Origin of the sequence: Lysobacter firmicutimachus (assembly GCF_037027445.1) — a bacterium.
GTDB lineage: Bacteria > Pseudomonadota > Gammaproteobacteria > Xanthomonadales > Xanthomonadaceae > Lysobacter > Lysobacter firmicutimachus.
Genome location: NZ_JBANDL010000002.1, coordinates 2,932,544 through 2,950,001, shown reverse-complemented (window position 1 = coordinate 2,950,001; position 17,458 = coordinate 2,932,544). Strand labels below are relative to the sequence as shown.

Annotated in this window: 11 protein-coding genes and 1 pseudogene; 6 read left to right on the top strand and 6 right to left on the bottom strand. The window is 68.3% G+C overall.

All coding sequences use genetic code 11. The features are described from left to right. Position 1 precedes the first annotated feature (1 nt). Positions 2-451, top strand: a pseudogene (locus tag V2J18_RS12940) (transposase); the annotation flags it as partial. A 124-nt stretch (positions 452-575) separates the two neighbouring features. Here the strand turns inward: V2J18_RS12940 and V2J18_RS12935 are convergent. Then, positions 576-1,325, bottom strand: a complete 750-nt coding sequence (locus V2J18_RS12935; protein WP_336131973.1) for an SDR family oxidoreductase — start codon at positions 1,323-1,325, stop codon at positions 576-578. 142 nt (positions 1,326-1,467) lie between these two features. Here V2J18_RS12935 and V2J18_RS12930 point away from each other — a divergent pair, with 142 nt between their 5' ends. Beyond that, entirely contained in the window at positions 1,468-2,400 is a 933-nt protein-coding gene (locus tag V2J18_RS12930; protein ID WP_336131972.1) for a LysR family transcriptional regulator, read from the top strand. Between the two features lie 69 nt (positions 2,401-2,469). On the opposite strand, the gene V2J18_RS12925 is transcribed toward V2J18_RS12930, so the two are convergent. Together V2J18_RS12925 and V2J18_RS12920 are read right to left on the bottom strand one after the other, a co-directional pair. Next, on the bottom strand, positions 2,470-3,897 hold the full coding sequence (locus V2J18_RS12925; RefSeq protein ID WP_336131971.1) for a DUF1501 domain-containing protein: 1,428 nt from the start codon (positions 3,895-3,897) through the stop codon (positions 2,470-2,472). A 13-nt stretch (positions 3,898-3,910) separates the two neighbouring features. Continuing rightward, positions 3,911-5,659: a DUF1800 domain-containing protein gene (locus V2J18_RS12920; protein ID WP_064749506.1), complete on the bottom strand. Its 1,749-nt coding sequence runs from the start codon at positions 5,657-5,659 to the stop codon at positions 3,911-3,913. Between the two features lie 487 nt (positions 5,660-6,146). Between V2J18_RS12920 and V2J18_RS12915 the strand changes: the two genes are divergently transcribed. After that, positions 6,147-8,900, top strand: a complete 2,754-nt coding sequence (locus tag V2J18_RS12915) for a TonB-dependent receptor plug domain-containing protein (protein WP_336131970.1) — start codon at positions 6,147-6,149, stop codon at positions 8,898-8,900. Between the two features lie 88 nt (positions 8,901-8,988). Here the strand turns inward: V2J18_RS12915 and V2J18_RS12910 are convergent, their stop codons facing one another. Continuing rightward, complete coding sequence (locus V2J18_RS12910; protein WP_064749504.1) at positions 8,989-9,378, bottom strand: hypothetical protein; 390 nt, start codon at positions 9,376-9,378, stop codon at positions 8,989-8,991. Positions 9,379-9,577: 199 nt separating this feature from the next. On the opposite strand from V2J18_RS12910, the gene V2J18_RS12905 reads away from it, so the two are divergent. Together V2J18_RS12905 and V2J18_RS12900 are read left to right on the top strand one after the other, a co-directional pair. Further along, positions 9,578-10,813: an ATP-binding protein gene (locus V2J18_RS12905; RefSeq protein WP_336131969.1), complete on the top strand. Its 1,236-nt coding sequence runs from the start codon at positions 9,578-9,580 to the stop codon at positions 10,811-10,813. Continuing rightward, complete coding sequence (locus V2J18_RS12900; protein WP_064749502.1) at positions 10,810-11,349, top strand: response regulator transcription factor; 540 nt, start codon at positions 10,810-10,812, stop codon at positions 11,347-11,349. Before V2J18_RS12905 ends, V2J18_RS12900 begins: the two co-directional genes overlap by 4 nt. Before the next feature lie 415 nt (positions 11,350-11,764). Here the strand turns inward: V2J18_RS12900 and V2J18_RS12895 are convergent, their stop codons facing one another. Together V2J18_RS12895 and V2J18_RS12890 are read right to left on the bottom strand one after the other, a co-directional pair. Next, positions 11,765-12,853, bottom strand: coding sequence for a glycoside hydrolase family 99 protein (locus V2J18_RS12895; RefSeq protein ID WP_336131968.1), 1,089 nt, complete (start codon positions 12,851-12,853; stop codon positions 11,765-11,767). A 298-nt stretch (positions 12,854-13,151) separates the two neighbouring features. After that, the gene (locus V2J18_RS12890; protein ID WP_336131967.1) at positions 13,152-14,549 is read right to left on the bottom strand and encodes a GntP family permease; all 1,398 of its coding nucleotides are present in this window, start codon (positions 14,547-14,549) and stop codon (positions 13,152-13,154) included. Positions 14,550-14,852: 303 nt separating this feature from the next. Between V2J18_RS12890 and V2J18_RS12885 the strand changes: the two genes are divergently transcribed. After that, positions 14,853-17,024, top strand: coding sequence for a TonB-dependent receptor (locus tag V2J18_RS12885; RefSeq protein ID WP_064749538.1), 2,172 nt, complete (start codon positions 14,853-14,855; stop codon positions 17,022-17,024). Positions 17,025-17,458: the final 434 nt, after the last annotated feature.

Here is a 17,458-nt window from a genome sequence, read left to right as displayed (position 1 = left end):
CCAACTGACCAAGCTGAGCGTGCGATCGGTCAACTCGATCTTGCGGGCCATGCGTCGCGCCATCTTCTCCGAAGCGAGTAGCATTCGCCGTCTGCTGGCCAGGTCGAGCTCGACGAATCCTTCTTCGGACCTTGGCATCTGTGTGGCGGACGCAGTTGGTACGGAGCAAGAAGACCATCGTCTTCGAGATGCTCGAGCACGGCCAACAGGTCCACGCGTAGAGCGTCCCCGACTATAAGCCGCTACGCTGCAGGCCTTGATTCGTTGACATGTTCGCCTGGAGAGCAAGATCCTCTCCGATCGCCTGTCCAGCTACGACGGCCTGGTCGACCTGGGCTATGCAAAGCACTGGCCCATCCACCATAGAGGCGATCACTTCGCCGAGGGCAACGATTCCATCAACGGCAGCGAGAGCTTCTGCAGCTTTGCTGCGCGCCGTCCGGCCGAGTTCTACCGGTGGCCAAGCCTCCCCTTTCGCTTCTTAGGCTCCTTCTAGGAGAGAGGGGGTTCAAAGCAGGAACAAGTTCCGGCGGAGGCAGTGTGTTAGTGGAGCACCGGCTTGCATGCAGAACGGCTCAGAACACGTAGCCGCCGTTGACCCGCAGCACTTGCGAGTTGACCCAGCCGCCGTCGGGCCCGACCAGGAAGGACACCGCGGCGGCGATCTCTTCCGGCGTGCCGAGACGTTCCAGCGGCGCCAGTCCGCGGAAATGGGCGATCTGCTCCTCGCTCTTGCCGTTGAGGAACAACTCGGTGGCGACCGGGCCCGGGGCTACGGCATTGACGGTAATGCCGCGTCCGCGCAGTTCGTTGGCGAGCACGTGCACCAGGCCTTCGACGCCGGCCTTGGAGGCGATGTAGGGGCCGTAGGTCGGGAAGGCCTTGCCGATCACGCTGGTCGACAGCGCGACGATGCGGCCGCCTTCGCCCAGGCGCTGCGCGGCCTGGCCCAGCACCAGGTAGCTGCCGCGCAGATTGGTCGCGATCACACGGTCGAACTCGGCCAGGTCGCCGCCGGCGATCGGCTGATAGGGCATCACGCCGGCGCTGTTGACCACCGCATCGAGGCGGCCGTAGCTGCGTTCGGCGAAATCGAACACACGCGGCATGTCGTCGGCATCGCCGACATCGCCCTGGACCGCGACGGCCTGGCCGCCGTCGGCGCGGATCTGCGCGACCACGGCGTCGGCCGCGGCGGCGTTGCCCGCGTAATTGACGACCACGGCGTGGCCGTCGGCGGCCAGGCGCAGGGCGATGGCGCGGCCCAGGCCGCGCGAGGCGCCGGTGACGAGGGCGACGCGGGTCGGGGAGGGCGAAAGGGGCATGGCAGTGGCTCCGGTAGGCGGCCGGGCGGGAGGGCCCGGCATCGTGGTGGGAGCAGTCTGCGTATTGCGGCTTTATGGATAAATCGGCCTATTCCGGCAATACAATTCAATATTCGCCAATAATCCGAGGCCGGAGGCCGCCATGGACCGTTTCGATGCCCTGCGTTTGTTCGTGCGCATCGTCGAACTCGGCAGCTTCACCCGTGCCGCGGCCGTGCTCGACCTGCCCAAGGCCACCGCCACCCACGCGATCAAGCAGCTCGAGGCGCGCCTGGGCGTGCGCTTGCTCGAGCGCACCACCCGTCAGGTGCGTCCGACCCTGGACGGACAGGCCTATTACGAACGTTGCGTGCACGTGCTGACCGAGCTCGACGATGCCGAGTCGGCGCTGACCGCGGCGGCGCGGAACCCGCGCGGGGTGTTGCGGCTGGATCTGCACGGCACCCACGCGACCGGGATCATCCTGCCGCGCATCGACGAGTTCCGCGCGCGCTATCCGCAGGTCGATCTGGCGATCAGCAGCGGCGACCGGCTGGTCGATCTGGTGCGCGAAGGCATCGACTGCGTGGTGCGCTCGGGGCATCCGCGCGATTCCAGCCTGGTGGCGAAGCGGCTGGCGGTGATGCCGGAAGTGGTCTGCGCCAGTCCGGAATACCTGCAGCGTTTCGGCACGCCGCGCCATCCCGAAGAACTGTGGGCGCATCAGGCGGTGGGGTTCTTCGCCAGCAACCGCGACCTGCGTTATCCGTTCGAGCTGACCGTGGACGGCGAACTGCGCGAGTATTCGTTGGACAGCTGGATCAGCGTCAGCGATGCGGCCTGTTATGTCGCCGCGGCGGTGCGCGGCTGCGGCCTGATCCAGCTGCCGCGCCACGGGGTGGAGGCGCAACTCGCGGATGGGCGCCTGGTGGAAGTGCTGGCCGACTACGCCAGCCCGGGCGTGCCGGTGTCGGTGCTGTATCCGCAGCACCGGCAACTGTCGCCGCGAGTGCGGGTGTTCGTGGATTGGGTGGCGCAGGTGTTTGTCGACAAGTTCGGGATTGGGGATTCGGGATTGGGGATTGGCGTGCGTTAGCGCGCACAAGATCTCCCCACCCCAAACGCCTGATCCCTAATCCCCAATCCCCAATCCTCAATCCCAGCTTCAATCCACCCACTCCTGCACGTAGCGCATCAGGCGTTCGAGCAGGTCGGGTTGTTCGGCGGCCGCCGGCTTGATCGGGCGCGCTCGCAGGCGCGGCGCGGGCTTGGCCAGGGTGCCGAAGTCGCGCACCAGGCCCAGCGGTGCGTAGTTGGCGTAGCCCGGGAAGACCGTCGCCAGGTGGTTGTTGCCCATGCGCTTGATCAGGATCTCCGACAGCACCTGGCGGTGATCGGTGGTGACCGGCACGTCGCCGAAATGCGGCGAGAGGATTTCCGGGTCCAGGCCGGACCAAGTGCCGTAGAAGCGCCGGCCGTTGACCGGACCGCCGAGCACCAGCACCGGATTGCCGTAGCCGTGATCGGTACCGCCGCTGGCGTTGGCGCGCACCCGGCGGCCGAACTCGGACTGCACGATCACGGTCACGCGCGAGGCATGGCCGCTGGTATCGAGTGCGGCGTAGAACGCGGCCAGCGCCTGCGACAGTTCGGCGATCTTGTTCTGGTAGTAGTGGTAGCCGCTGCCCGCGGTGCCCTGGCCGTTGTGCGTGTCCCAGCCGCCGAGGTCGAGGGTGGCGTAGTGCAGGCCGAGGTTGAACTGGATCGACTGGGCGATGGTCCACAGTTGGCGCGCGAATTCGCTGTTCGGCCAGCCGGCGGGCGCCGCGCTGTAGGACTGGCGCGCGATCACCTGCAGCGAACGGTCGGCGCGCTGGCCGCCGAGCTCCAGCGCGCTGCTGCCGGCCCACAGGCTGCCCAGGGTCTCGTTGACCCCGCGCAGGCCGGCCGGCGAATCGCTGCGGGTGCGCTGCCACGACCACGCACCGGCGTTGAGGGCGAAGTCGCCCGGACTGGACATCGTCAGCGCCTGCACCGAACCCAACAAGCCGGCGGGCTGGCGCGAAGCCACGCCGAGCGCGGGCAGTTGCTCGGCGCCGTTGAGGTTGGGCTGCACGTTCATCGCCCGCGCCATCCAGCCGCTGCCGATGCCTTGCTGGCCCGGCGTGCCCAGGTCGATGTAGAGCTGGGCGTCGAAATGGCTGCGGGTGACGCTGCTGGCCAGGCCGCAGGCGTGAACGATGGCGAGGTGGCCGGCGTTCCACAGATCGCGCAGGCCGCTGGCCGAAGGGTGCAGGCCGAAGCCGGTGCCGGCGCCGCTGGCCAGGGTCAGCGGCAGCGCGCCGTAGGCGCCGGTCGCGGCGATCGCCAGGTTCGGCCGCGCCTGTTCGTAGAATGTGCGGTCGGCGCCGTCGATCGGCACCACCAGGTTGAGGCCGTCGAGGCCGCCGCGCAGGAACAGATGGACCACGGTGTCGTGGCCGTTGGCGGCGGCGTGTGCGGACGGGGCGAACAGCAGCGACGGGCCGGCGACGGCGCCGACCGCGGCGGTAGCGCAGCTGCCCTTGAGGAATTCGCGTCGGGTCAGGGTCATGGCGGGCGTCCTGCTAGCGGCTGAGGAATTCGGGCGACATCAGGATCAGCGAGACCATGCTGCGCAACCGTTCCTGGTTGTAGTGGCGCTTGAGGTCGCTGCCGGCCCAGGCGTTGGTGTCGGTGACGACGTAAGTCGCGGGGTCGCCGTTCTGGGCCATGAAGGCGATCAGCGTCTGCCGGCGCGCCGCGGTCGGCAGGTAGCCGAGGATGCGCCGGCACCAGAAATCGACCAGCTTGGTCGGGGTCCATTGCGGCACCTGCGCGCGCGTGGTCGCCAGGATCGGCGCCAGCGGCACGCCGCCGTCGCTGGCTTCGGTCAGCCAGTTGAGCAGTTTCCAGGTCATCGCATAGCTGCTCGAACCCGACCAGGCCTGCTGCGTATCCGGGTAGCCGTTCGGCGCCGGCCAGTCGTAGGGCGCATGGCCGGTGAAGCCCATGCGCCAGCCGAATTCGTCGCTTTTGGCGTTGCCGACGGCGATGGTCCAGTCGCTGCCGAGCGTGCGCATCGCCGCGGCGACCGCCTCGAACGGACGCCGCGCCTTGGCGCCCCAAGCCTGCGACAGCGCGGTGGAGACCAGGATGTGGCGCAGGGTCAGGGCGATCTGATCGGCGCTGCGCCAATTCTGGCGGAAGATCCTGGCCGCGCTCTGCACCAGCGCCGGATCCGGCGTGTCGCTGATGAAACGGCGGATCAGCTTGCGGCAGACGAAGCGGGCCACGCCCGGATGGCTGGCGAGGCGGTCGAGCACGTCGCGGCCGTCCTTCATCGCCGGCTGCTCGGGATACAGCATGCGGCCGAGCAGGAACTTGGGGCCGGCGTCGTGCCAGGACTGGCGGTAGACGAAGCTGCCGTCGTTGTCGTTGGGGAATTCCCAATGGCCGTTCTTGATCGACCAGCCGGTGAAGGCCGATGCGGTCTCGTATACGTCGATGTCGGTGTAGCCGGCCGGGTAGGTCGGGTCTTCGGCGTCGGGCGGGACCTGGAACGGGTCCATGAAGCCGAGGTAGTTCTCCGCGCCCAGCGTATGCAGTTCGAGCAGTTCGCGGGCGAAGTTCTCGTTCGGGCCGGCGCGGGTGTTGGAGGCGTTGTCGAGGTAGTAGAGCATCGAGGTGCTCTTGGCCACCTCTTCGAGCAGGGTGCGGAAGTTGCCCAGCGCATTGGGCCGGATCACGTCGCGCTGGTAGTGCACGTACACCGGGCCGGCGTCGTAATCGCCGACGGTGACGTTGAAGTGGTCGTGCCAGAAACCGACCATGATTTCGTGCAACTGGCGCTTGGAATGCACCGCGCGCACCAGCGCGGCGCGCTGGCATTCCCAGGCCGGGCGCATGCGCACTTCGTAGGCCGGGTTGGGCTTGACGTGGTCGGCCCACAACTGGGTCAGCGACTTGCCCAGGGTGGTGTACCCGGCATTGGCCAGGCGGGCTTCGACCGCGCTGTCGTCGATCGCGCGCCAATCCAGCTGCCAGTCGACGTAGTTGGCCAGACGCTGAGTGTCGGTGGTGCCGAGCGCGTTGAATTCGGCGATCGACTGCGGCGTCGCGCCGTAGCTGAGATTGCCCAGCACGCGGATCCAGAACGGCGGCCGCGGCAGGTCCAGCGGCAAGGCCGCGGCGAACGCGTCGGCCGGCGCAGGCGCTTCGCCGGCGAGCTTGGCGCGCGCGGCCTTCGACGGCGTGCTGCGGCCGAGCGCGCCGTAGCGCTGCACCAGCCGGCTGCGGGTCGCCGCCAGTTCTGAAGCGGAAAGCGTGCGGTTCATGGCATTCCTGCGGCGTCGTTCAGGGAGCGCGAGCTTAATGCCGCCCGTTCGCGGCAAAGCCTTGGCTGCGTCACAGATCGATTCGCGGTGAGCTGCGCTGCGTCACCGTTTCGATGCGCTGCGGCGCACGCGCGTTGACGCGTTCGTCACCGGTACCGTTGCGTGCGTGCGACGCGTCACGCGCGCTTCGTGCAGGCGCTCATTCGCCGACAGTGAGGGCTTGCCGATTCTGGCGATTGCGCGAACCGCGTCGGCGTTCGCAAGCCGCGACGCATTGCGCGGATCGCGCGTGCGCCGCTGCGTAGCCTTGCTGCGCCGTGCGGCGCAGCTTCGCTGGCGACAGGCAAATGCCGGCTCGCCATATGCAGATGCGCGGGGTTCATTTCTGCGCATGCTGCATAGCAACAACCATGGCCGGAACGCCGTACCGCGGGCTCGGGGGTGCAGGTCCCGGCGGCCGGTCCAACCCCACTGACGAGGATCCTCCATGCACGCTGCCCTGCGGCTGCGACGCCGTCCGCTTTCCGTTTTGCTCGCGCTGGCGCTGCCGGCGCTCGCCGCTTCCGCCTCGGCCCTGGCCGCGGAGTCCGCGCCGGCCGATCGCCCCGCCAGCGCGACGACCGATCTGGAGCAGGTCGTGGTGACCGGTTCGCGCATTCCGCGCGCAAGCCTGGAAGGGCCGTCGCCGGTCACCGTCATCAGCAAGGAAGACATCGACGCGCAGGGCTACCGTAGCGCCTTCGATGCGGTCAGCGCGTTGACCCAGAACACCGGTTCGGTGCAGGGCGAGGACTTCGGCAACACCTTCACCCCGGCGGCGAACACCATCAACCTGCGCGGCTTCGGTCCCAACCACACCCTGGTGCTGGTCAACGGTCGCCGCCTGGCCGACTACCCGCTGGCCTACGAAGGCTCGGTCAACGTGGTCAACCTGGCCAACATTCCCAGCGCCCTGATCAAGCGCATCGAAGTGCTGGCCGGCGGCGCGTCGGCGGTGTACGGCTCCGACGCGGTCGCCGGCGTGGTCAACATCATCCTCAAGGACAAGTTCGAAGGCACCGAAGTCAACGTGCGCGTCGGCGGCACCGAGCATGGCGGCGGCCAGAACCAACGCCTGCAACTGGTCAGCGGCCGGTCCGGCGAGCGTTACGATTCGGTGTTCGGCATCGAACTGCTGAACCGCGAAGCGATCTGGGGCGGCCAGCGCGATTTCATGGACTCGCTGCTCGACAATCCGGCGGGCACCGCGTTGTTGCCGACCCAGGTCGGCTACCGCCGCAACGCACGCACCAACGGCTTCATCGACCCGGGCGCGAACTGCGCCACGCTGGGCGGCCTGTACGGCGGCTCGACGTTCCGCGCCAACAACCCGCGCCAGGGCTGGTACTGCGGCAGCAACGAGGCCTCGCCGGCGTTCTGGACCGTGCAGACCGAGAAGAAGAACGCCGACGCCTACGGCTCGCTGACCTGGCACCTCAACGACCGCACCGACCTGTTCGCCGACGTGCAACTGGGCGTGTCCAGCATCCAGAACAACACCCGCGCGCCGAGCTGGACCTCGGACAACAATTATTTCTACAACCAGGCCAGCGGCCTCAACGAGATCTGGTACCGGCGCATCGCGCCGGAGGAAATCGGCTCGGCGCACGCCAACAACAACCGCTTCCTCGAGCGTTCCTGGGCCTTCACCACCGGCGTGCGCGGCAGCTTCGGCGAATCGGGCTGGGACTACGAGTTGGCCTACAACCGCGGCCGCTACGAGAACCAGACCAAGCGCCGCCAGTTCCTGGCCGGGATCAACGAGTTCTACCTCGGTCCGCGCCTGGGCACGCGCAACGGCATCGGCGTGTACAACCCGGACCCGTCGCGCCTGTACCGGCCGCTGACTCCGGCCGACTACGAACGCCTGACCGGTTTCCACGAAAGCGACAACGCCGCCTGGATCCAGAACCTGGCCTTCACCGTCAACGGCGATCTGTTCGAATTGCCGGCCGGGCCGGTCGGTTTCGCCGGCGTGGTCGAAGCAGGCAGCCAGGGCTACATCAACCGTCCCGATCCGCACCTGGGCGACGGCACCTTCTGGAACACCAGCGCCGGCGTGCGCGCCGAGGGCGAGCGCGACCGCTACGCGATCGGCGCCGAAATCAGCGTCCCGCTGTTCTCGCGCCTGACCGCCTCGGCCGCGGCGCGCTACGACGAGTTCCGCTTCGCCGGGCGCAAGTCGGGCAAGGCGACTTGGAACGCCGGCCTGGAGTTCCGTCCGTTCGACAGCCTGCTGCTGCGTGCGACCGCGGCGACCAGCTTCCGCGCGCCGGACATGAACTACATCTTCGCCGCCGAAACCCGCGGCTATAACCCGGGCATGACCGACTACTGGCGCTGCCGCACCGCCGGCCAGCCCTACGACGACTGCGACTACTCCGGCCTGGCGATCGACTACACCAGCCGCGGCAATCCGGACCTGAAGCCGGAAGCCGGCAAGTCCTACGGCGTCGGCCTGGTGTGGTCGCCCTCCGACCGCTTCGACGTGTCGCTGGACTACTACAGCATCCGCCTGGAGGACGAAGTCACCAACCTCAGCAGCAGCCGCATTCTGCGCGAGGAAGCCGACTGCCGCCTCGGCCGCACCGTCGGCGGCGAACCGCGCGACATCCGTTCGCCGCTGTGCCAGAACGCGCTGAGCCGGGTGATCCGCAATCCCTCCGACGCGGCGGTGCAGCCGGACCAGGTGCGGCGGGTGCTGATCAACGCGATCAACGCCGCCTCCGAGCGCACCGACGGCATCGATCTGAAGAGCAACCTGCGCTGGAGCGCGGGTCGCTACGGCGATTTCGCCGCGCGCCTGGGCTACACCCTGGTGCTCAAGCACGACTACCGCCAGTTCGCCGACGATCCGGCGATCGATCTGCGCGACTCGCTGGATTCCACCGACTGGCGCAGCAAGGTCAATGCCGGAGTGACCTGGAACATCGGCGACTGGACCGCGAACCTGACCGGCCTGCGCTACGGCAGCCTGCCCAACGGCGACGGCAGCGGCCGCATCGCCCCGTACGCACGCTACAACGGCAGCGTGGCCTACCGTTTCAACGAGCAGGGATCGGTCGCGCTGATCGTCAACAACCTGCGCGACTCGCGTCCGCCCGTCGATCGCAGCGGCGGCGGCTGGCCGTTCTACCCGGTCGGCAACTACGACCCCTATGGCCGCCAGTTCTGGCTGGAAGTGAACTACCGCTTCCGCTGAGCGCGCCGCCGTCCACGAAAAAGCGGGCCGAGGCCCGCTTCTTCCATCGCCGGCCATCGCCGCGTCGCGGTGGCGGCCGGCGAAGCGCTCAGAACGGCCCGTTGATCGCCAGCGCGCGGCTCAGCGTCCTCGATTCGCCGGTGGCGAGGTTGGTGTAGGTCACGCTGACGATGTCGCTGATTTCCATATTGCCGCGATAGGTCTGGCTGCAGCGCGCCGTGGCGCAGGCCAGCACCAGGCCGCTCTCGGTGGTCCAGACGAAACTGTAGCTGCCGGCGGGCAGGCGCCGGACTTCGAACACCGCGGTGTAGCTGCTGGCGGGGTAATTCGTGCTGCAGCGGCCGAAGTCGCCGACCGGCGGCTGGCTGTTGGGGCCGACGAAGCAATACAGCACCGGCTGGCCGGTTTGCGCGGCCGCCGGGGCGATGGCGCCGCTGCCGAGAAGGGCGGCGAGGGCGGAGCCGAACAGGGGTTTCATGAGCGTCGATCCTTGCGATTTCATGAGGTCCTTTCCTGTGATCGCCAGACGATTCTGGCCGGTCGAGGATAGCGGCCGCGGCGCCGCCGGCTTTGCCGCCTGTCACAACCGACAGGGCGTCCGCTCCGGCGGCCGGGACCGATCGCCGCAGCCCGCGGCGCGGTGACGCGGGGATGCGATAATCCGGATCTCGCGTTGCGTGGGCCGAACCGTGCTGCAACTGCTGATCTACCTGCGATACATGGCCGTGGCCGGGCAGATGCTGACCGTGGTGTTCGTGGTCCAGCGCCTGAACCTGCCGATCCCGGCGCGCGAACTGCTGGCGATCTCGTGCGGACTGCTGGCGTTCAACGTGCTCAGCCATGGGTGGTCGCTGCGCCACCGCGACGCCGGTCCGCGCGCGTTGATCCTGCAACTGCTGGTCGACCTGCTGGCGCTGACCGCTTTGTTGTATTTCTCCGGCGGGCCGGCCAACCCCTTCGTCTCGCTGTACCTGTTGCCGGTGGCGGTGGCGGCGATCGGCCTGGACATCGCGCCGATGCTGGGCCTGACCGCGCTGACCGCGGCGTTGTACACCTGGCTGATGCGCCACAACATCCCCTTGCCGCACATGCACGGCGGCGATTTCCAGCTGCACGTGACCGGGATGTGGATCAACTTCCTGCTCTCGGCCGGGATCATGGCGGTCGTGCTGAGCCGCTTCATGAGCGTGGTGCGCGAGCAGCGGCGGCGGCTGTCGGAAGCGCGCGAACGGGCGATCCGCGACGAATCGCTGTCGGCGCTGGGCTCGCTCGCCGCCGGCACCGCGCACGAACTCAACACGCCGCTGGCGACCATGGGCCTGCTGGTCGACGACTGGTTGGCGCACGAGGAGCCGCCGGCGCGCGAAGACATCGAACTGATACGCGCGCAGTTGAGCCATTGCCGCGAACACGTGCGGGCCCTGGCCGAGATGGCGCGCCGCGGCGCGGCCGGCGAGCCGACGGTGGAATCCGCCGACGGTTTCGTCCACGCCTGCGTCGACCGCTGGCGCCTGCTGCGGCCGAACGCCAGCGCGCAGTTCCGTCCCGGCGCCGCAGGCGGCCGGGTCCGGGTCGACCCCGGCCTGCAGCAAGCGATCATCAACCTGATCAACAACGCCGCCGACGCCAACGCCGCACTCGGCCGCGATCTGCCGGTGGACGTCGAGACGGCGATACGCAGCGGCTGGCTGGTGCTGAGCATCCTCGACCGCGGCGCCGGCCCGCAGCGCATCGCCGAGCGGCCGCGCCTGCAGGACGGCGAGGGCGGCGGCCTGGGCATCGGCCTGATGATCTCCAAGGCGGCGATCGAACGCAGCCGCGGGCGCATGCGCCAGGTCGAGCGCGAAGGCGGCGGCTGCGCCACCGAAATCGATCTGCCCTTGCTGGCGTCGGCGGCGGAGGACGCGGCATGAGCCTGCCCGCGCGGGTGCTGTTGATCGACGACGATCTGGCGTTCTGCCAAGTGCTTGCGCGGCTGCTGGGCAGGCGCGGAGTCGAAGTGCAGGCGCGCCACGACGCGGCCAGCGCGCTCGCCGCGGTGGAGGAGTTCGCTCCCGACGGGATCGTGCTTGACCTCAAGCTCGGCGCCGACAACGGCCTGTTGCTGATCCACGATCTGCGCCAGCGCCGCCCGCAGGCGCGGATCGTGCTGGCCACCGGCTACGCCAGCATCGCCACCGCAGTCGATGCGATGCGGCGCGGCGCCTGGAACTATCTGCCCAAGCCGTTCGACATCGAAGCCCTGGCCCAATCCTTCGCCGAGCCTGCCGCGGAAGCGGCGCCGGAACCGCCGGCCGAGGCCGCGTCGCTGCGGCGCCAGGGTTGGGAACACGTGCAGCGGGTGCTGGCCGAATGCGGCGGCAACGTATCCGCCGCGGCGCGCGTGCTCGGCGTCGACCGCCGGACCCTGCAGCGCCGCCTGGCCAAGCGCCCGGTGCGCGAGCGCTGACGACGCTTTTGTAGGAGCGGCGTCCCACGGGGATTTCCTCCGGTCATGAGCCGCGACAACCGAAGCGACTAAACACCACCGCGGCAGCCGAAGCCGAGTCTGTCCAGGTCGAGCCAGCAACCACTTCGCGCTTCCGGTCTTCGGCTGCGGCGCTCGCGTGCGCGGCTTCGGTTGTCGCGGCTTACTCCGCTCCTACAAAAGCCGGCGTTTCGGCGGGCCAAGCATTGAGCCTCGATTCCTCCCGGGTAGGAGCGGCGTAAGCCGCGACAACCGAAGCGACGAAGTCCCACTGTGGCAGCCGAAGCCGAGTCGTTTCAGGTCGGGCCGGCGACCACTTCGCGCGTCCGGGCTTCGGCCGTGGCGCTTGCGTTCGACGCTTCGGCTGTCGCGGCTTGCGCCGCTCCTACAAGCGGGCTCATCGGCCGAAGCGATCGAGCCAATACGCCGTGCGGTCCAGGTAGTAGTCCGGCTTGCGCGGCGCATAGTCGAGGTAATCGAAGGCCGCATGCCGGAACGGCACCGCCGGTTCGATCTGGGTGCCCTCGTGCCACTCATTGAACGAGGTGATGCCGATCAAGGGCGCGCCGCTGCCGATCGCGGCGCGGAACATCGCGTCGTAATAGCCGCCGCGCTCGCGGTCCTTGGTGTTCTTGGCGTTCCACGGCCGCACCCGGGTATCGACATAGCCAGGACCGACCGAGGGCACGAACAATTTGCCGTGCCGCTTGGCCCAGCGTTGCAGGTCCGGCCAATGCTCCGGCGTCGCGCCGTAGCTGAAGCCGCGGCTGGCGAAATAGGTGTAGAAGCCGTCGAAACCGGATTGTTCGAAGAAGGCGTGCTCGTCCGCGCCGACCCACAGGCCGAGCACGTCGGCGTCGTAATCGGTGCCGCGGAGGGTCTGCGCGCCGTCGCGGCTCAGGACCCGCGCCCATTCCCTGCGGTCGATCACGTAGGAGTCGTAGACGAAGAACAGCGGCCGCTGGGTCTGCGCATCGCGGTAGAACGCGGGATGCCTGCCGTAGCGGTCCAGGATCTCGACGATCGCCGCGCGCGCGTCGTCGGCGGTCTTGCGCGCGGCCGGTTCGATCTGGAAACAGATCTTCACGCCGTGGCGCTGCGCGGCGGCGAACAGCGGCGCCAGGCTCTTGAAGCTGGGGTCGTCGACGCCGAGCCAGGTGACCGCCACCGTGCCGATGCGGGCCTGCACCAGCATGCGCATATGCCGCTCGATGATCGCCGGATCGGCGCTGCTGTATTCGCCGAGCTGCGGGTAGAAGTTGGCGGCGATATCGCCGTCGCCGGGGATGCGCTTGCGGGTGGTGTCGCGGTCGTTCTCCGGCAGTACGTCGTGGGCCCAGTGCAGGCGTGCGCCGTCCAGCGCCGGGCTGCCGTACCAGTTGTAGTAGAAGGCGATGGCGCGATGGTTGAGCGCATCGGCGGCGCGGGCGAGCGACGGCGCGAGCAGGGACGACAGGCACAGCAAGGCGGCGATGACGAGGCGCATGCGGGTACGCTGAGCGGAGGAGAGTGGCCGACTATAGGTCGATCCGTGAGCGTCGCCCAGCGCCGAAGATGTCCTGCGCACCGCTTTGGACGCGTCAAATGCGACAAACGCCCGTGCGGCCGGCATTGCGCAGCGGTTCGGGCGCGATCTGCGCAGGCGGCGCGTAAACGGTTTGGAACTTTACGCGCGGAGCGGCCGCGATGCGCAATCCATCCTTGCCGGTCGTCGCCGCGGATGTCGCGGTTCACGCCATTGCTGCAAGCGGTATGCGTTGCCCGCGGCGGCCCCGGGCGGCCGCTCAGACCAGGCCGGTGGCGTAGAAGGTCGCGATGACCACGAACACCGCCGCCGTCTTGATCAGGGTGATCGCGAACACGTCCTTGTAGGCCTGGCGATGGGTCAGGCCGGTGACGGCGAGCAGAGTGATCACCGCGCCGTTGTGGGGTAGGGTGTCCATGCCGCCGGAGGCCATCGACGCGACCCGGTGCAGCACCTCCATCGGAATGCCGGCGGCGTTGGCGTTGGCGATGAAGCTGTCGGCCATCGCCGCCAGGGCGATGCTCATGCCGCCGGAGGCCGAGCCGGTGATTCCGGCCAGCGCGGTCACGGTGATCGCTTCGTTGACCAGAGGATTGGGAATCGCGCTCAAGGCGTTGGCGACCACCAGGAAGCCGGGCAGCGCCGCGATCACCGCGCCGAAGCCGTATTCGCTGGCGGTGTTCATCGCCGCCAGCAGGGCGCCGCCGATCGCGGCCTTGCTGCCTTCGGCGAAGCGGCCGGCGATCGGTTTCCAGGCGCAGACCAGTACCGCAGCGATGCCGATCAGCAAGGCGCCCTCGACCGCCCAGATCGCCGCGACCTTGGACACCTCCTGCACCACCGGCGCGGCGTTGCCGATCACCGCCGGGTCGAAGCGGTGCTCGCTGCCGTAGACCTGCGGCAACCAGACGCTGAGCAGCTTGTTGGCGACCCCGACCAGGACCAGCGGCAACAAGGCCAGCAGCGGGTTGGGCAGGGCATCGCCGGCGAACGGCGCCGGTTCGTTGACCAGGTTGTCGCCGTAGCCTTCGCCGGCCGCGGCGGCGGCCCGGCGGCGCCAGTTCAGATAGCTCAGGCCCACGATCAGGATGAACACGCCGCCGAGCAGGCCCAGCCAGGGCGCGGCCCAGGTGTCGGTGCCGAAGAACGCGGTCGGGATGATGTTCTGGATCTGCGGCGTGCCGGGCAAGGCGTCCATGGTGAAGGTGAACGCGCCGAGCGCGATCGTGCCGGGGATCAGCCGTTTGGGGATGGCGCTCTGCCGGAACAGCTCGGCGGCGAAGGGGTAGACCGCGAACACCGCCACGAACAGCGACACGCCGCCGTAGGTCAGCAGGGCGCAGACCGCGACGATCGACAACATCGCCCGCTCGCGCCCGAGCAGACGGATGGTGGCCGCCACTATCGCCTTGGAGAAACCGGACAGTTCGATCAGCTTGCCGAAGATCGCGCCGAGCAGGAATACCGGGAAATACAGCTTGAGGAAGCCGACCATCTTGTCCATGAACAGGCCGGTGAACATCGGCGCGACCAGGCTGGGATCGGTCAGCAGCACCGCGCCGAGCGCGGCCACCGGGGCGAACAGGATCACGCTGTGGCCGCGGTAGGCGACATACATCAGGAAGCACAGCGCGGCCAGCACGATCAAAAACGCCATCGGTTTCGTTCCCCGTGACAGGCTCCGCGCCCGTCGTGGACGCAGTGTCGGCAAGCCCGCCGGAGCCCGGCATTGTCCGAAGGTACAGCAGCCGCGGCGGCGTCGGCCTCCTAGTCTGCGCTGCATGGCGGGGGCCTGCGTCCTGCCGTCGCCGTCGTTTCCGCCGAGGGACGGGAACGGCGGCGGCGGTGGCGACGGTCCGACCGCCGACCGGTTTCTGGGGAGGAGACAGACGTGAAGCAAGGCAAGCATCCGCGCGGCGCCATCGTGGGCAGGACCGTGCGCAATTACCTGAGCCTGGCGATCGCCGGTGCGCTGTTGGCGCCCGCGGCCTGGGCGCAGGACGCGGCACCGGCCGCCCAAGCCGAGGCCAAGACCCTCGGCGGCCTGACCGTGACCGCGCGCAAGCGCGAGGAAACCCTGCAGGAGGTGCCGGTCGCGATCACCGCCTTCACCCCCGAGGCGCTGGACCGGCTCAACGTCGAAGACCTGTCCGACCTGGACGCGCTGGTGCCGAACCTGACCGTCTATGCCGCCCGCGGCTCCAGCAGCACCATCACCGCCTACATCCGCGGCATCGGCCAGTCCGATCCGCTGTGGGGCGTCGACCCCGGCGTCGGCATCTACATGGACGACGTCTACATCGCTCGCCCCCAGGGCGCGCTGCTGGACGTGTTCGACGTCGAGCGGGTCGAAGTCTTGCGCGGACCGCAGGGCACGCTGTACGGCAAGAACACCATCGGCGGCGCGATCAAGTACATCTCGCGCGGCCTGCCGACCTCGCTCGACGGCTTCGCCTCGGTCACGGTGGGCAACTACGGCCAGCTCGACGTCAAGGCCGCGATCGGCGGCCCGATCGGCGGCGACGATGCGTTGCGCGGGCGGATTTCGGTCGCCAGCCTCAACCGCGACGGCTTCGGCAGGAACGTGGTCACCGGCCAGGACGTCAGCGACAAGGAAGTGCTGGCCCTGCGCGGCAGCCTCGGCGCGTATGTCAGCGACGATCTGGACATCCAGTTCGCCTTCGACTGGATGGACGACCAGTCCGGCGTGCGCGGCGCCAAGATGCTGGCGCCGAACCGCTTCGCCCCCGGCCAGGCGCCGTTGGACGACCGCTACGACGTGCGCAACGGCATGCCCAACGTCAACGACACCACGATCAAGGGCGCCTCGGCGACGGTCAACTGGCGCGCCAACGAGGATTGGGCCTTCAAGTACGTGATCGCCAAGCGCGAATCCGATACCGAGACCAACATCGACTTCGACACGCTGCAGAACAAGATCGCCGACGTGAAGGCGTTCTACCGCGACCAGCAGGTCAGCCACGAATTGCAGGCCAATTACGACGGCGGCGGCCGCGCGCGCGGCGTGATGGGCATCTACGGCTTCGACGGCGAGGCCGGCGGCCAGGTGCTGAACAACTTCTTCAACCTCAGCTTCGGCGACACCCAGGGCACGGTCTACACCGAAAGCATCGCCGCCTACGCCGACTGGACCTTCGACCTGAACGACAAGCTCAAGCTCGACGTCGGCGTGCGTTACACCGACGAGGACAAGCGCGCCAAGGTGCTCAACCGCGGCTACCGCGATCCGGCGTTCACCATTCCCAACGGCGTGATCGCGGCCAACTTCGACCGTAAGATCAATTTCAAGAACACCTCGCCGAAGGTCTCGCTGGACTACCAGATCGCTCCGGACATTCTGCTGTACGGTCTGGCCACCCGCGGCTTCAAGTCGGGCGGCTACAACATCCGCGCCCAGGCCACCGCGGTGCCGCGCTCGGCCGAGCCGTTCGACGACGAGGTCGTCGACAGCTATGAGATCGGCAGCAAGATGGCCTTCTTCGACCAGCGCCTGTTCCTGAACCTGGCGTACTTCCACAACAAGTACAAGGACATCCAGCTGTCGGTGTTCACCGCCTACGACAGCAACGGCGACGGCACCAACGACGCCTTCTTCGGAGACTTCACCAACGCCGGCAAGGGCACGGTGCAGGGCTTCGAGGTCGAGTACCAGTGGTTGCCGAACGAGCATTGGCTGGTGTCCGGCAACCTGGCCTGGCTGGACGCCAAGTACGACGAGTTCATGTACGCCGGGATCAACATCGCCGACGAGCAGGAGTTCACCAACGCCCCGGACTTCTCCGGCGCGATCAACGTCGAGTACCGCACCGATCTGTCCGACGGCAGCAAGCTGTCGGCGCGGGCCGGCTACAGCTACCAGAGCGACGTGATCGCGACCACCGAGATCGTCCGCACCGGCGCGCTGCCGATCACCCAGGACGGTTACGGCCTGGTCAACGCCGGGGTGACCTGGAAGAGCAACGGCCCGTGGACGCTGTCGCTGCAGGGCAGCAACCTGACCGACAAGGAATACCGCACCACCGGTTACAGCCTGAATTCGGCGCTGGGCGTCTACACCGGCTTCTACGGTCCGCCGCGCCAGTACACCTTCTCGGTCAAGTACGACTTCTGATCGCGCGCGGCAGGAGGCCGCGCGGGTTCGGAAGAACAGGCCTCCGCGTTCGCGCGGGGGCCTGTTTTTTTGGGGGCACCGGCGAGGCCGCCGGAGGACGACAGCAAGGCATCAGCAGCAAGGCAACAGCGAATCCCTCTAGGCCCTTTTTTTCAAGAAAGCGGTGAGTCCATTCGGAGGGCGGACCATGATCTTCAAGTCCGAATTCGATCCGAAGTCCGGTCCCGCTCCTGTGCTTGCCCTCGGTCCCTGTCTCAGCCGCAGCAACTGCCGTTGTCGCTACTGCAGCCGTAGCCAGCCGCGACTGTAGCGGCAGCCGTAGTCGCATCCGCCGCAGCCGCAGCGGCCGTCTCCGCGCTAGCCGTTGCCCTCTTGAAAAAGAGGCGGGCTGGGGACCGGCTTCGGCTCGCGCAAGACACCATCTCCCGCGCCGC

Excerpts from the sequence above, each read along its gene's own strand:
- V2J18_RS12935 (WP_336131973.1), bottom strand. The coding sequence starts at position 1,325 with ATGCCCCTTTCGCCCTCCCCGACCCGCGTCGCCCTCGTCACCGGCGCC.
- V2J18_RS12930 (WP_336131972.1), top strand. The coding sequence starts at position 1,468 with ATGGACCGTTTCGATGCCCTGCGTTTGTTCGTGCGCATCGTCGAACTC.
- V2J18_RS12925 (WP_336131971.1), bottom strand. The coding sequence starts at position 3,897 with ATGACCCTGACCCGACGCGAATTCCTCAAGGGCAGCTGCGCTACCGCC.
- V2J18_RS12920 (WP_064749506.1), bottom strand. The coding sequence starts at position 5,659 with ATGAACCGCACGCTTTCCGCTTCAGAACTGGCGGCGACCCGCAGCCGG.
- V2J18_RS12915 (WP_336131970.1), top strand. The coding sequence starts at position 6,147 with ATGCACGCTGCCCTGCGGCTGCGACGCCGTCCGCTTTCCGTTTTGCTC.
- V2J18_RS12910 (WP_064749504.1), bottom strand. The coding sequence starts at position 9,378 with ATGAAACCCCTGTTCGGCTCCGCCCTCGCCGCCCTTCTCGGCAGCGGC.
- V2J18_RS12900 (WP_064749502.1), top strand. The coding sequence starts at position 10,810 with ATGAGCCTGCCCGCGCGGGTGCTGTTGATCGACGACGATCTGGCGTTC.
- V2J18_RS12895 (WP_336131968.1), bottom strand. The coding sequence starts at position 12,853 with ATGCGCCTCGTCATCGCCGCCTTGCTGTGCCTGTCGTCCCTGCTCGCG.
- V2J18_RS12890 (WP_336131967.1), bottom strand. The coding sequence starts at position 14,549 with ATGGCGTTTTTGATCGTGCTGGCCGCGCTGTGCTTCCTGATGTATGTC.